Here is a 13,461-nt window from a genome sequence, read left to right as displayed (position 1 = left end):
GATGCGATGCGGGTGCCCCTGTCCCCGGGGCGCCCGCCGCACACACCCCGAACCAGGGAGCCCGATGCCGCCCACCTCCAGCGCCGGCGCGCCGCACAGCCGTGCCGTCGATCCGCTGTTCCTCGCCTACCCGTTGCGCACCCTGGCCGACGCCGCCCTGAGCCGGGCCCGTCAGCTGGGCGCGGCCCATGCCGACTTCCGGCTGGAGCGGGTGCGCAGCGCGGCCTGGCGGCTGCGCGACGCCCGTCCGTCCGGCAGCTCCGACACCGTGCAGCTGGGCTTCGCGGTGCGGGTGCTGCTGGACGGCGCCTGGGGCTTCGCGGCCGGTGTCGACCTGACCGCCGCCGCGGCGGCCAAGGTCGCCGAGCAGGCGGTCGCGGTGGCCCGGCTGTCGGGCGGGATCAGCCGAGCGGCCGGCTCCGAGGACCTGGTCGAGCTCGCCCCGGAGCCGGTCTACGCCGACGCCACCTGGGTGTCCGCGTACGAGGTCAACCCGTTCGAGGTGCCGGACGCGGAGAAGACCGCGCTGCTGGCCGACTGGAGCAGCCGGCTGCTGGCCGCCGACGACGTCTCGCACGTGATGGCCTCGCTGCTGACGGTCCAGGAGAACAAGTTCTACGCGGACACCGCGGGCACCGTCACCACCCAGCAGCGGATCCGGCTGCACCCCTCGCTGGAGGCCACCTCGGTCGACGAGCGCACCGGCGCCTTCGACTCGATGAGCACCATCGCTCCGCCGGCCGGCCGCGGGTGGGAGTACCTGCAGGGCACCGGCTGGGACTGGAACCGCGAACTCGCCGAGCTGCCCGAGCTGCTGGCCGAGAAGATGAAGGCCCCCAGCGTCGAGGCCGGCAGCTACGACCTGGTGATCGACCCGTCCAACCTGTGGCTGACCATCCACGAGTCGATCGGCCACGCCACCGAGCTGGACCGCGCGCTCGGCTACGAGGCGGCCTACGCCGGCACCTCGTTCGCCACCTTCGACAAGCTGGGCTCGCTGACGTACGGCTCCGAGCTGATGCACGTCACCGGGGACCGCACCGCCGAGCACGGCCTGGCCACCATCGGCTACGACGACGAGGGCGTCGCCACCCAGTCCTGGGACCTGGTCAAGGACGGCGTGCTGGTCGGCTACCAGCTGGACCGCCGGATGGCGAAGCTCAAGGGCCTGGGCCGCTCCAACGGCTGCGCCTTCGCCGACTCCCCCGCCATGTGCCGGTGCAGCGGATGGCCAACGTCTCGCTCCAGCCCGCGGCCGACGGCCCGGACACCGAGGGCCTGTTCGAGGGCGTGGAGAAGGGCCTGTACATCGTGGGCGACCGCTCCTGGTCGATCGACATGCAGCGCTACAACTTCCAGTTCACCGGGCAGCGCGCCTACGCGATCCGGGGCGGCCGGCTGGCCGGGCAGGTCAAGGACTTCGCCTACCAGGCCACCACCACCGACTTCTGGGGCTCGATGAGCGCCGTCGGCGGGCCGCAGACCTACGTCCTGGGCGGCGCATTCAACTGCGGCAAGGCCCAGCCGGGCCAGGTCGCGGCGGTCAGCCACGGCTGCCCGTCCGCGCTGTTCCGCAACGTCAACGTGCTCAACACCCAGCAGGAGGCGGGTCACTGATGTCCGACACCACACCCAAGCCGCACGAGCTGGTCGAGCGCGCCCTGGAGCTGTCCCGTACCGACGGCTGCGTGGTGATCGCGGACGAGGAGTCCACCGCCAACCTCCGCTGGGCCGGCAACGGGCTGACCACCAACGGCGTCACCCGCGGCCGCCGGCTCACCGTGATCGCCACCGTGGACGGCGCCCGGGGCACCGCCTCGGGCGTGGTCTCCCGCGAGGCCGTCACCCGGGAGGACGTCGAGAGCCTGGTCCGGGCCGCCGAGGCCGCCGCCCGGGACGCCGGGCCCGCCGAGGACGCCCAGCCGCTGCTGTCCGGCGGCCCCGCCTCCGCCGACTTCACCGAGGCCCCGGCCGAGACCTCCGCCGAGGTCTTCGCCGAGTTCGCCCCCGCCCTCGGCGAAGCCTTCGCCCGGGCCCGCAAGAGCGGCGAGCTGCTGTACGGCTTCGCCCGGCACGAGCTGACCAGCAGCTACCTGGGCAGCTCCACCGGCCTGCGGCTGCGGCACGACCAGCCCACCGGCTCGGTCGAGCTCAACGCCAAGACCGCCGACCTCTCGGGCTCGGCCTGGGCCGGCGCCGCCACCAGCGACTTCACCGACGTGGACGTGGCCGCGCTGCACAGCACGCTGAGCACCCGGCTCGGCTGGGGCCGCCGGCGGATCGACCTGCCGGCCGGCCGGTACGAGACCCTGCTGCCGCCGTCCGCGGTCGCCGACCTGATGGTCTGTCTGAGCTGGTCGGCCGGCGGCCGGGACGCGGCCGAGGGCCGCTCGGTGTTCAGCCGGGCCGGCGGCGGCACCCGGATCGGCGACCGGCTCAGCAGCCTGCCGCTGACCCTGCGCTCCGACCCGGCCGAACCGGGCCTGCGGGCGGCGCCGTTCGTGCTCGCGCACTCCTCGGGCGACAGCGCCTCGGTCTTCGACAACGGGCAGCCGCTCACCGCCACCGACTGGATCCGCGACGGCGAGCTGGCCCACCTGTCCACCACCCGGCACTCGGCGGGCCTGACCGGGCTCCCGCTGCGGCCGTCCGTCGACAACCTGGTGCTGGAGACCGCGGACCAGGCCGGCGCGCCCACCCTGGAGGAGATGGTCGCCCGGACCGAGCGCGGGCTGCTGCTCACCTGTCTCTGGTACATCCGCGAGGTCGACCCGGCCACCCTGCTGCTCACCGGTCTGACCCGGGACGGCGTCTACCTGGTCGAGAACGGCGAGGTGGTCGGCTCGGTGAACAACTTCCGGTTCAACGAGTCCCCGGTCGACCTGCTGGGCCGGATCACCGAGGCGGGCCGCACCGAGCGCTGCCTGCCGCGCGAGTGGAGCGACTGGTTCACCCGCGCCGCGATGCCGCCGGTACGGGTCGCGGACTTCAACATGAGCTCGGTCAGCCAGGCCTCCTGAGGGGCCGCACACCGGGCGGGAGACGGAGACGATGGACGAGAAGCAGACGGTCAGGGTGTCCAAGACGCTGTCACGGGTGCTCCGGCACGACCCGGACGCGATCGGGATCACCCTGGACGCGGCCGGCTGGGTGCCGGTGGACGAGCTGCTCGCCGCGCTGGCCCGGCACAACCGGCGGATCACCCGGGCGCAGCTGGACCACGTGGTGGCGACCAACAACAAGCGCCGCTTCGCCTTCTCCGAGGACGGCCGGTCGATCCGGGCCAGCCAGGGGCACACCGTCGAGGTCGACCTGGGCCTGCCGCCCGCCACTCCTCCCCCGGTGCTCTACCACGGCACCGGGTCGCGGACGGTGGGGGTCATCCTGCGGGAGGGCCTGCGCCCGATGTCCCGGCAGGACGTCCACCTCTCCGCGGACACCGAGACGGCCGTCCGGGTGGGGGCCCGGCACGGCCGTCCGGTGGTGCTGGTCGTGGACGCGGCCGGGCTGGCGGCGGCGGGCCAGGTGTTCCGGGTCAGCGCCAACGGCGTCTGGCTGACGGACGCCGTCCCGCCGGCCTACCTGAGCACGGCACCCGGGGCGCCGCAGCTCTGAGCACCGCAGCCTGAGCACCGCAGCCTGAACGCCGCGCCCCGCCGGCCCCACCCGCACCGGGACACCGCTCCGGTGCCGGGCCGGCGGGACTCGCCGCGCACCCGGTCTCCTCCCGGGCCGTTCGGCGGCGTACCGTGAGGAGGCCGCAGCCGGTCCGAGGGTGCGGAGCCGGACGAGGGCGGTACACATGCGCAAGAGCGAGGACGACGGTCGGGTCTTCCGGATCACCGGGGCCCGGACCAGCCTCTCCGAGGACGTTCGCGGGCGCCAGCGGCGCTACGTGATCTCGATGCTGGTCCGTACGGCCTGCGTCCTGCTGGCCGTGGTGCTCTGGGACGTGCAGCGCTACGTCGCCTTCGTGGCGCTGGCCGGCGGGGTGCTGCTGCCGTACTTCGCGGTGCTGGTCGCCAACGCCGGCCGGGAGCGGGCACCCAGCCTGCCCAGCACCTTCGCGGTGCCGCCGGAGGTCCCGTTGATGCTCGGGCCCGGTGGGACGGGTGGGGGCGGGCGGGCCACCGAGAGCCGCGCCGCCGAGTGAGAAAATCGCCCGGTGCTCACCCTGGTCTGTCCGGGTATCAACCCGATTGACCGGCGGAAACCTCAGCGCAGCCTCAGATTAATCATGAAAGAGCTCCCCACGGGGGGTCAGGAGCGTGCCATACTGCGTAGGCGCTCCGCATCCCCCGTCGGAGCGACAGACCGACGCCGGGCAGCTCCCCCCGTGGCTGCCCGGCGTCGTCATGCCCGGATCCGGGTGCGAGACTTGCGGGGCACACCACCGCCAGCGCACCTCGGGACGGCACTCACCATGGACACCCCCTCGCTCGGACTCTTCGGCCCGGCGGACGGCCCCGAGGGCCCGCCGGTCTGCTCGGGCAAGGGCTGCCGGCAGCCGGCCACCTGGGTCCTGGTGTGGAACAACCCCAAGCTGCACACCCCGGACCGCCGCAAGACCTGGCTGGCCTGCGACGACCACCGTGAGCCCCTGTCCCAGTTCCTGAGCGTCCGCGGCTTCCTCAAGGAAGTCGTCCCCTTCACCGACTTCGAAGGCTGACCCCGGCCGCCCCCCAGGGGCGCGGGTCGCGCTCTAGCCGCCGATCGCGGACATCGGGCGGTCGGGCTGGTGGAACTCCGGGTTGTCGATGCCGGCGCCCGCCTTCTTGCCCCACATCGCCCGGCGCCACAGCGCACCGATCTCGGCGTCGCCGGCCCCGGAGCGCAGCGCCGAGCGCAGGTCGCTCTCCTCGGTGGCGAACAGGCAGTTGCGGATCTGGCCGTCCGCGGTGAGCCTGGTCCGGTCGCAGGCGCGGCAGAACGGGCGGGTGACCGAGGCGATCACCCCGACCCGGCCCGGACCGCCGTCGACCACCCAGCGCTCGGCCGGCGCCGCACCGCGGGCGGCCGAGGCCTCCGGGGTCAGGGTGAACCGCTCGCCCAGCCGTTCCAGGATCTCCTCGGCGGTGATCATCCGGGACCGGTCCCAGCCGTGCTGGGCATCCAGCGGCATCTGCTCGATGAAGCGCAGCTCGTACCCGTGCCGCAGGCACCATTCCAGCAGGTCGGCGGCCTCGTGGTCGTTGACCCCGCGCATCAGGACGGCGTTCAGCTTGACCGGGGTCAGGCCGGCGGCCTCGGCGGCGGCCAGGCCGGCCAGCACGTCCTGGTGGCGGTGACGACGGGTCAGGGTGTGGAAGGTGTCCGGGTCCAGGGTGTCCAGCGAGACGTTGACCCGGTCGAGGCCGGCCTGCCGCAGCGCCGCGGCCGTCCGGGCCAGGCCGATGCCGTTGGTGGTGAGCGAGAGTTCCGGGCGGGGCGCCAACTGCGCGCAGGCGGCCACGATGGACACCAGCCCGGGCCGCAGCATCGGCTCGCCCCCGGTGAACCGGACCTCGCGCACGCCCAGGTCGCGCACCGCGATCGCGACCAGCCGGACGATCTCCTCGTCGGTGAGCAGCTCGGGCTTGGCCAGCCACTGCAGCCCTTCCTCGGGCATGCAGTAGGTGCAGCGCAGGTTGCACCGGTCGGTCAGGGAGACCCGGAGGTCGACCGCCCGGCGGCCGTAGGTGTCGAGCAGCATGACGGGCTCCCTTCCCTTGACGCGCGGCAGGCCCGGCCGCCTGGTGGCGGGCCGGGCCAGCTTAGCCGCAGTGCCTCGCAGCAGCCGTACGGCTAGTGGGCGCCCAGTCCGGTCAGTGAGCGGACCTCCAGTTCAGCGTACTTCGCCGGGTCGGCGCTCTCCCGGGAGAGCAGGGTGCCGAGCCAGCCGGCCAGGAAGCCGACCGGGATGGAGACCAGGCCGGGGTTCTCCAGCGGGAACCAGTGGAAGTCGCTGTGCGGGAGCAGCGAGGTCGGCTTGCCGGACACCACGGTGGAGAAGACCACCAGCAGCACCGAGCTGAGCAGGCCGGCGTAGACCGAGCTGACCGCGCCCACGGTGTTGAAGCGCTTCCAGAACAGCGAGTAGAGCAGGGTCGGCAGGTTGGCCGAGGCGGCCACCGCGAAGGCCAGGGCGACCAGGGCGGCGGTGTTCAGCTTGTCCGCGAAGATCGACAGCAGGATGGCGACCGCGCCGATCGCCACCGCGGCCAGCTTGGCCGAGCCGATCTCCTCCCGCTCGCTCGCCTTCCCGCGCCGGATGACGTTGGCGTACAGGTCATGGGCGAAGGAGGCGGAGGAGGCCAGGGTGAGTCCGGCCACCACGGCCAGGATGGTGGCGAAGGCGACGGCGGAGATCACCGCGAGCAGGATCGCCCCGCCGGTGGACCCGGCTCCGCCGCCGAGATGCTCGGCCAGCAGCGGCGCCGCGGTGTTGCCCGCCGCGTTGGAGGCCTTGATCGTCTTGGGCCCCACCAGCGCCGCGGCGCCGAAGCCGAGGGCCAGGGTCATCAGGTAGAAGCCGCCGATGATGCCGATCGCCCAGAGCACCGACTTCCGGGCCGCCTTCGCGGTGGGCACGGTGTAGAAGCGCACCAGGATGTGCGGCAGGCCGGCGGTGCCCAGCACCAGGGCGAGGCCGAGGCTGAGGAAGTCGAGTTTGCTGGTGTCGGTGGCGCCGTACTTGAGGCCCGGCTCCAGGAAGGCGGAGCCCTTGCCGCTGGCGTCGGCGGCGGCCCCGAGCAGGTCGGAGAGGTTGAAGTGGTACTTGGCGAGCACCAGCACGGTCATCAGCGCGGCGCCCGCGATCAGCAGCACCGCCTTGACGATCTGCACCCAGGTGGTGCCCTTCATCCCGCCGATCACCACGTAGACGACCATCAGCGCGCCGACCGCGACCACCGTCCAGCGCTTGGCCGCGTCACCGCTGACGCCGAGCAGCAGGGCGACCAGGGAGCCCGCGCCGACCATCTGGGCCAGCAGGTAGAAGATCGACACCACGATGGTGGAGATGCCGGCCGCGGTCCGCACCGGGCGCTGGCGCATCCGGAAGGCCAGCACGTCGGCCATGGTGTAGCGGCCGGAGTTGCGCAGCGGCTCGGCGACCAGCAGCAGGGCCACCAGCCAGGCCACCAGGAAGCCGATCGAGTAGAGGAAGCCGTCGTAGCCGAAGAGCGCGATGGCGCCGGCGATCCCGAGGAAGGAGGCGGCCGACATGTAGTCGCCGGAGATCGCCAGGCCGTTCTGGAAGCCGGTGAAGCCGCGGCCGCCGGCGTAGAAGTCGGCGGCGTCCTTGGTCTGCCGGCCGGCCCAGACGGTGATGCCCAGGGTGGCCAGCACGAAGATGCCGAACAGCGTCATGGTCAGGCCGCGGTGCTCGGTCGCCGAGCCGGCGGCCAGCAGGGTGGTGGTCATTCGACGGCCTCCGTGCGGTCGGCGCTCTGCGGTCGGTCGGCGGGCCCGGCGGGCCCCGGGTGGTCGGCCCGCTCGCGGATGGCGCTGGCCGAGGGGTCCAGCCGGCGGTCCGCGTAGCGCGCGTACCAGGCCGCGATCGCGAAGGTGCTGGCGAACTGCAGCAGGCCGAGCGCCAGCGCGATGTTGACGTGCCCGGACAGCTTGATGGCCATGAAGCCGGGGGCGTAGCCGGAGAGCAGCACGTACAGCAGGTACCAGAGGATGAAGCCCGCGGTCACCGGGAACGCGAAGCCCCGGAAGGAGCCGCGCAACTGCTGGAACTCCTCGGTCTGTTCGATCTCCCGGAGGGCGTCGGGCGGAGCAGGGCGGGCGGTCGGCAGGTTGTCCACGCGGCGTCTCCTGTGGTCAGCGGGTGCACTGGTGGAACGAACGGACGTGAGGGGCGTCACAGCCTCGGATGCCGATGCATGCTAGAGCCGCCCCGCGGTCTGGACCAGAGCCTGCGCAGAACGGGTCACGTGTACACCTCACATGGCCGAAAACTGCTCGGAATCCGGTCGCACGATGCCGCAGGGGCGCCACCGGCCTGCGGTGGCGCCCCTGCTGAGCGGTGGTCGGCGGCTCGGGTCAGAAGGCGATCCGGACCTTCAGCGCCGAGCGGTCGTCCATCGCGCGGTAGCCCTCCGGCACCCCGTCCAGGTCGACCGTGCGGTCGAACACCAGGCCCGGCTCGATCGCGCCGGAGAGCACGTCCGCCAGCAACTCGGGGATGTACGCCCGGGCGGGGGCCACCCCGCCGCGCAGCTGGACGTTGCGGTCGAACATCTGGCCGATGTCCACGCCCGCGCTACCGCCGTGCGGTACGCCGACGTAGCCGACCGAGCCACCGTCCCGGGTGATCGAGATCGCGGTGCGCATCGACTCCTCGGTGCCGACCGCCTCCAGCACCGCGTGCGCGCCCTGGCCCCGGGTCAGCTCCTTGACCGCCTCGATCGCCGCCTCGCCGCGCTCGGCCACCACGTCGGTGGCGCCGAACCTGCGGGCGATGTCGGTCCGTGCCCGGTGCCGCCCCAGGGCGATCACCCGGCCGGCGCCGAGCCGGTGCGCGGCGAGCACCCCGCACAGGCCGACCGCGCCGTCGCCGACCACCGCGACGGTCGAACCGGGCCGCACCCCCGCGCTGACCGCCGCGTGGTGGCCGGTGGCCATCACGTCGGAGAGCGCCAGCAGGCTCGGCAGCAGCTTGCGGTCACCCGCCGCCTCCTTCGGCAGCCCGACCAGGGTGCCGTCCGCGAACGGCACCCGGACCGCCTCGCCCTGGCCGCCGTCGGAGCCGACCGACCCCCAGAAGCCGCCGTGCGGGCAGGAGGTCTGCAGCCCGTCCCGGCAGAAGTCGCAGGTGCCGTCGGACCAGACGAACGGGGCCACCACCAGGTCGCCCGGGCGGAAGCCGGCCACCTCGGCGCCGGTCTCCTCCACCACACCGAGGAACTCGTGCCCGATCCGCTGCCCGGGCTGCCGGGCCGCCACGCCCCGGTACGCCCACAGGTCGCTGCCGCAGATGCAGGCGTTCACCACCCGCACCACCGCGTCGGTGGGCTGCTGGATCCGAGGGTCGGGCACCTCCTCGATCCGGATGTCGTTCGGGCCGTGGATCACGGTGGCGCGCATGGGGGTGTCCTTTGCGAGGTCCGCCGCCCCGGGGTGCGGGCGGCGCGGGGAGATTCGATCGTTGGTACGACTGCTCCGCCGTCCACTCTATTCCGGGGTGTGGCGCACGCCACCGCTCGTCCGGGTTCGGCCACCGGGGTCGGTGACGGCGCTTAAGCTGGTTGACCATGCACGCGATCCAGTCACCGTGGGACGGCTCCGCCCTGCCTGTTCCGTTCCCGGCGCAGCGCACCGAGGAGCACGACCGGGGCTTCGCCGTGGTCGACGTCGAGACCACCGGGCTCGGCCGTTCGGACCGGGTCATCTCGGCCGGCGTCTACCAGTTGGACGCACACGGCGAGGTGACGGATCACTGGTACACCCTGGTCAACCCGCAGCGCGACCCGGGCCCGGTCTGGATCCACGGGCTCACCGGCGCGATGCTGGCCGACGCGCCGACCTTCCCGGAGATCGCCGAGGAGCTGGCCGCGCGACTGAGCGGGCGGGTGATGGTCGCGCACAACGCGCTGTTCGACTGGAACATGATCTCCCGCGAGTACTCGCGGGCCGGGCTGCGCGCCCCGGTCGAGCACCGGATCTGCACCATGGTGCTGGCCCGCGACCTGGCGCTGCCACTGCCCAACGGCAAGCTCTCCTCGCTGGCCGCGCACTTCGGCGTCCAGCAGCGGCAGGCGCACAACGCGCTGGACGACGCCCGGGTGCTGGCCGAGGTGTTCCGGCCGAGCCTGCAGCTGGCCCGGCAGGCCGGGGTGCCGCTGCCGCTGACCACCTGCGTGGCTGTGACCGACCTCGGCGAGCAGGATGCCCCGGCTCCGCAGCGCGGCTCCTGGAGCTCCTCGTACCGGCCGGGCCGCAAGCGGCCCCCGTGCCCGTACCCGAACCCCGGGCGCTGGGTGGACGGCCGGCCGCTGGTGCAGGGCATGCGGGTGGCGATCACCGGCGACACCGCCACCGACCGGGAGCTGCTGGAGGACCGCGCGGTCGAGGCCGGGCTGCACATCGCGACCTCGGTGAGCCGGCTCACCAGCCTGCTGGTCACCAACGAACCGGGCAGCTGGAGCGGCAAGGCACGCAAGGCCCGGGAGCACGGCACACCGGTGGTGGGCGAGGACGCCTTCCTCCAGCTGCTGCGCGAGGTCGTCGCGCCCCCCGGTGTCTGAGCCGGTTGTCAGGTGGGCGTAGCGTGCCGGGTGTGTACCGTTTTCTGCTCTCCCGGCGCTGGGCGCTCATCACGCTGATCGCCCTGCTGCTGATCCCCGCCATGATCCGGCTGGGCTTCTGGCAGCTGCACCGGCACGAGGCCCGGGTCGCCCGCAACGAGCTGATCGGGCGCAGCCTGACCGCGCCGCCGGTGGCCTTCGACTCGCTCTCCCCCTCCCCCGGCTTCGCCGTCCCCACCGAGCTGACCTGGCGGACGGTCACCGCGAGCGGGCAGTACGACGCGGCGCACGAGTTCGTGGTCCGCGGCCGGACCGAGCCGGGCGGCAGCAGCATCGGCTACTTCGTGGTCACCCCGCTGAAGCTGGCGGACGGCGCCGGCGAGGTGCTGGTCAACCGGGGCTGGGTGGAGTCGGGCGCCGATGCCACCAGCTACCCGCCGGTGCCGGCCCCGCCGGCCGGCGAGGTCACCGTCACCGGCCGGATGCGGGCCGACGAGACCACCGCCAGCAGCGGCATCCGGGACCGCGGCGGCCTCCCGGAGCGGCAGTACAAGCTGATCAACAGCGGCCAGCAGGCCGGGGCGAGCGGCGCCCGCGTGCTCGGCGGCTACCTGGAGCTGGCGGCCACCGACCCGACCACGGCCGCCGGCCCGGAGGCACTGGCCGAGCCCGAGCACTCCGACATCGGCCCGCACATGGCGTACGCGGTGCAGTGGTGGCTGTTCTGCGGCCTGGTGCCGGTGGGCCTGGTGGTGCTGGGCCGCCGGGAGGCCGCAGAGCGGGCCGCCGAGGCCCGGAAGGCGGCGGCCGACCCGGAGCTGGTCGAGGCGTAGGCCGTGCCCGACCGATAGGCTCGCCGGATGCCCGACACCCCACCGGCCGGCCCGGTCACCGCCGCCGATGTCGAACTCTCCGTCGCCCTGGCGCTCGACACCCTCGGCCGGGCCGGCTCGGCCGACTGGAGCGTCCCGGCGGGCCCGCTGGAGTGGGACTGCTGGGAGACCACCGAGCACCTCGCCGACGATCTCTTCTGCTACGCCGCGCAGTTGACCACCGCTCGACCGCAGCTGGACGGGCACATCCCGTTCGAACTCACCTCCCGCCGCCCCGGCGGCCCGCGCAACGCGATCGCCGCGGACCGGGCCGGCGGCACCGCCGCGCTGCTGCGGGTGCTGGACGCCGGCGGCGGTCTGCTGGCGGCCGTGGTCCGGGCCACCCCGGCCGAGCGGCGCGGCTACCACCCGTACGGGGTGTCCGACCCGGAGGGCTTCGCCGCGATGGGCGTGGTCGAGGTGCTGGTCCACCTCGACGACCTCGCCCGCGGCCTTGGTCTCGGCTGGACCCCGCCCGCAGGCCTGTGCGCCCGGGTGCTGGCCCGGCTCTTCCCCGACGCGCCGACCGGCACCGAGCCGTGGCCGACCCTGCTCTGGGCCACCGGCCGCGGGGAGCTGCCCGGCCGGCCGCGGCTGACCGCCTGGCGCTGGGACGGCCGCCCGCGCGGCCGGTAGCACCTGAAAATCTCCACCGGGCGCCCGTCCTCTAGAGTGCTTCCGTCCCCCGCCACGCCCACCGGCCCGACCGAGGAGCCACCGTGACCGACCCGGCGTCCACTTCCCTGCAGCAGGAGATCGCCCGGGATCTCCAGGTGAGCGCGTCCTTCGACGCCCAGCAGGAGATCGAGCGCCGGGTGGCCTTCCTCGCCGACCGGCTGACCGGCACCGGCCTGCGCTCGCTGGTGCTGGGCATCAGCGGCGGGGTGGACTCCACGACCGCCGGCCGGCTGTGCCAGCTCGCGGTGGAGCGGGTCCGCGCCGCCGGGCAGGAGGCGACCTTCTTCGCGATGCGGCTGCCGTACGGCGCCCAGGCCGACGAGAAGGACGCCCAGCTGGCGCTGGAGTTCATCCGGCCGGACCGGGTGCTGACCGTGGATGTGAAGTCCGCCGGCGACGCCGCGCTTCAGGCCGCGCTGGCCGGCGGCACGGTCTTCCGTGACGAGCACCACCAGGACTTCGTGCACGGCAACATCAAGGCCCGCCAGCGCATGGTCGCCCAGTACGCGGTGGCGGGCGCGCACGACGGCCTGGTGGTCGGCACCGACCACGCCGCCGAGGCGGTCTCCGGCTTCTTCACCAAGTTCGGCGACGGCGCGGCCGACCTGGTCCCGCTCACCGGCCTCACCAAGCGGCGGGTCCGGGCGGTGGCGCAGGCGCTCGGCGCGCCGGTCGAGCTGGTCCACAAGACCCCGACCGCCGACCTGGAGACGCTGAACCCGGGCAAGCCCGACGAGGAGGCACTCGGCGTCAGCTACGACGAGATCGACGACTTCCTGGAGGGCAAGCCGGTCGAGCAGGCCGCCTTCGCGGCCATCGTGCACCGCTACCGGCTCACCGAGCACAAGCGGCAGCTGCCGATCGCCCCCTGAGCCACCGGGGCTCGGCTCGACCGGGCAGGATGGGGCCATGGATCTCGGACTTCACCAGAAGGTGTACGTAGTCACCGGCGCCACCCGCGGCCTGGGCCTGGCCTCCGCCCGCGAACTGATCGCGGACGGCGCCCGGGTGGTGCTCAGCGGCCGGAGCAAGGAATCGGTGGCCGCGGCCGTCGCCGAACTCGGCGGGCCGGAGCAGGCCCACGGCGTGGTCGCCGACAACGCCGACCCGGCCACCGCCGACCAGCTGATCTCGGCGGCCCGGGAACGGTTCGGCCGCTTCGACGGCGTGCTGATCAGCGTCGGCGGCCCGGGGGCCGGGCCGGTGTCGCTGGCCGGGGACGAGGCCTGGCGGGGCGCCTTCGAGTCGGTCTTCCTGGGCGCCCTGCGGATCGCCCGGGCCGCGGCCGCCGCCCTCGGCGAGGGCGGCGTGATCGGCTTCGTGCTCTCCGGCTCGGTGCGCGAGCCGATCGCCGGCCTCGGCATCTCCAACGGGCTGCGCCCCGGCCTCGCGATGGCCGCCAAGTCGCTGGCGGACGAGCTCGGCCCGCGTGGCATCCGGGTGGTCGGCCTGCTCCCGGCCCGGATCGACACCGACCGGGTCCGCGAGCTGGACGCCCTGGGCGGCGACCCGGAGGGTGCCCGGGCCAGGGCCGGCGCGGGGATCCCGCTCGGCCGCTACGGCACCCCCGAGGAGTTCGGCCGGGTCGCGGCCTTCCTGCTCTCCCCCGCCGCCTCCTACCTCACCGGTGTGATGATCCCGGTGGACGGCGGCGCGCTGCGCGGCCTCTGACCGCC

General features: G+C 73.9%; 13 protein-coding genes and 1 pseudogene. 10 read left to right on the top strand and 4 right to left on the bottom strand.

The features are described 5' to 3' along the window. The first annotated feature begins 64 nt into the window (after positions 1-64). The 5 genes and pseudogenes from AB0K43_RS06015 (at position 65) to AB0K43_RS05995 (ending at position 4,669) form a co-directional block, all read left to right on the top strand. Positions 65-1,617, top strand: a pseudogene (locus tag AB0K43_RS06015) (TldD/PmbA family protein). Beyond that, the gene (locus AB0K43_RS06010; RefSeq protein ID WP_363636217.1) at positions 1,617-3,020 is read left to right on the top strand and encodes a metallopeptidase TldD-related protein; all 1,404 of its coding nucleotides are present in this window, start codon (positions 1,617-1,619) and stop codon (positions 3,018-3,020) included. Before AB0K43_RS06015 ends, AB0K43_RS06010 begins: the two are co-directional and overlap by 1 nt. A 31-nt stretch (positions 3,021-3,051) precedes the next feature. Further along, positions 3,052-3,615 (top strand): RNA 2'-phosphotransferase, encoded by a 564-nt coding sequence (locus AB0K43_RS06005; RefSeq protein WP_363636215.1) that lies wholly within the window; start codon positions 3,052-3,054, stop codon positions 3,613-3,615. Positions 3,616-3,802: 187 nt separating this feature from the next. Then, complete coding sequence (locus AB0K43_RS06000; RefSeq protein WP_363636213.1) at positions 3,803-4,153, top strand: DUF3099 domain-containing protein; 351 nt, start codon at positions 3,803-3,805, stop codon at positions 4,151-4,153. A 270-nt stretch (positions 4,154-4,423) separates the two neighbouring features. Beyond that, positions 4,424-4,669, top strand: coding sequence for a hypothetical protein (locus AB0K43_RS05995; protein ID WP_363636211.1), 246 nt, complete (start codon positions 4,424-4,426; stop codon positions 4,667-4,669). A 33-nt stretch (positions 4,670-4,702) separates the two neighbouring features. Here the strand turns inward: AB0K43_RS05995 and moaA are convergent, their stop codons facing one another. From moaA to AB0K43_RS05975, 4 genes are all read right to left on the bottom strand, one after another. After that, the gene (gene moaA / locus AB0K43_RS05990; protein WP_363636209.1) at positions 4,703-5,692 is read right to left on the bottom strand and encodes a GTP 3',8-cyclase MoaA; all 990 of its coding nucleotides are present in this window, start codon (positions 5,690-5,692) and stop codon (positions 4,703-4,705) included. Positions 5,693-5,784: 92 nt separating this feature from the next. Further along, positions 5,785-7,404 (bottom strand): cation acetate symporter, encoded by a 1,620-nt coding sequence (locus AB0K43_RS05985; protein WP_363636207.1) that lies wholly within the window; start codon positions 7,402-7,404, stop codon positions 5,785-5,787. Then, positions 7,401-7,793 (bottom strand): DUF485 domain-containing protein, encoded by a 393-nt coding sequence (locus AB0K43_RS05980; RefSeq protein ID WP_363636205.1) that lies wholly within the window; start codon positions 7,791-7,793, stop codon positions 7,401-7,403. Before AB0K43_RS05980 ends, AB0K43_RS05985 begins: the two co-directional genes overlap by 4 nt. Positions 7,794-8,031: 238 nt before the next feature. Further along, on the bottom strand, positions 8,032-9,075 hold the full coding sequence (locus AB0K43_RS05975; protein ID WP_363636203.1) for a zinc-dependent alcohol dehydrogenase family protein: 1,044 nt from the start codon (positions 9,073-9,075) through the stop codon (positions 8,032-8,034). Between the two features lie 167 nt (positions 9,076-9,242). Here AB0K43_RS05975 and AB0K43_RS05970 point away from each other — a divergent pair, with 167 nt between their 5' ends. From AB0K43_RS05970 to AB0K43_RS05950, 5 genes are all read left to right on the top strand, one after another. Continuing rightward, positions 9,243-10,235, top strand: coding sequence for a DEDDh family exonuclease (locus AB0K43_RS05970; protein ID WP_363636201.1), 993 nt, complete (start codon positions 9,243-9,245; stop codon positions 10,233-10,235). 32 nt (positions 10,236-10,267) lie between these two features. Further along, a complete protein-coding gene (locus AB0K43_RS05965) occupies positions 10,268-11,068 on the top strand; it encodes an SURF1 family protein (protein ID WP_363636199.1) in 801 nt (266 codons plus the stop codon). Positions 11,069-11,095: 27 nt separating this feature from the next. Continuing rightward, positions 11,096-11,743 carry a hypothetical protein gene (locus AB0K43_RS05960; RefSeq protein ID WP_363636197.1) on the top strand — a complete coding sequence of 216 codons (648 nt, stop codon included), beginning with the start codon at positions 11,096-11,098 and terminating at the stop codon, positions 11,741-11,743. 83 nt (positions 11,744-11,826) lie between these two features. Next, positions 11,827-12,657, top strand: coding sequence for an ammonia-dependent NAD(+) synthetase (gene nadE, locus AB0K43_RS05955; protein WP_363636195.1), 831 nt, complete (start codon positions 11,827-11,829; stop codon positions 12,655-12,657). Positions 12,658-12,694: 37 nt separating this feature from the next. After that, positions 12,695-13,456 (top strand): SDR family oxidoreductase, encoded by a 762-nt coding sequence (locus AB0K43_RS05950; protein ID WP_363636193.1) that lies wholly within the window; start codon positions 12,695-12,697, stop codon positions 13,454-13,456. The last annotated feature ends 5 nt before the right edge of the window (positions 13,457-13,461 follow it).

This window comes from Kitasatospora sp. NPDC049258 (genome assembly GCF_040678895.1).
In the GTDB taxonomy this organism is placed as follows: Bacteria; Actinomycetota; Actinomycetes; order Streptomycetales; family Streptomycetaceae; genus Kitasatospora.
Note: the sequence above shows the minus strand (reverse complement) of the source record. Positions and strands in the feature narration are given on the sequence as shown.

What these genes read in the sequence shown, in the direction of transcription:
- AB0K43_RS05960 (WP_363636197.1), top strand. Translation starts at nt 11,096, where the DNA reads ATGCCCGACACCCCACCGGCCGGCCCGGTCACCGCCGCCGATGTCGAA.
- AB0K43_RS06005 (WP_363636215.1), top strand. Translation starts at nt 3,052, where the DNA reads ATGGACGAGAAGCAGACGGTCAGGGTGTCCAAGACGCTGTCACGGGTG.
- AB0K43_RS05950 (WP_363636193.1), top strand. Translation starts at nt 12,695, where the DNA reads ATGGATCTCGGACTTCACCAGAAGGTGTACGTAGTCACCGGCGCCACC.
- AB0K43_RS05970 (WP_363636201.1), top strand. Translation starts at nt 9,243, where the DNA reads ATGCACGCGATCCAGTCACCGTGGGACGGCTCCGCCCTGCCTGTTCCG.
- AB0K43_RS05985 (WP_363636207.1), bottom strand. Translation starts at nt 7,404, where the DNA reads ATGACCACCACCCTGCTGGCCGCCGGCTCGGCGACCGAGCACCGCGGC.
- moaA (WP_363636209.1), bottom strand. Translation starts at nt 5,692, where the DNA reads ATGCTGCTCGACACCTACGGCCGCCGGGCGGTCGACCTCCGGGTCTCC.
- AB0K43_RS06010 (WP_363636217.1), top strand. Translation starts at nt 1,617, where the DNA reads ATGTCCGACACCACACCCAAGCCGCACGAGCTGGTCGAGCGCGCCCTG.
- AB0K43_RS05975 (WP_363636203.1), bottom strand. Translation starts at nt 9,075, where the DNA reads ATGCGCGCCACCGTGATCCACGGCCCGAACGACATCCGGATCGAGGAG.
- AB0K43_RS05995 (WP_363636211.1), top strand. Translation starts at nt 4,424, where the DNA reads ATGGACACCCCCTCGCTCGGACTCTTCGGCCCGGCGGACGGCCCCGAG.
- AB0K43_RS06000 (WP_363636213.1), top strand. Translation starts at nt 3,803, where the DNA reads ATGCGCAAGAGCGAGGACGACGGTCGGGTCTTCCGGATCACCGGGGCC.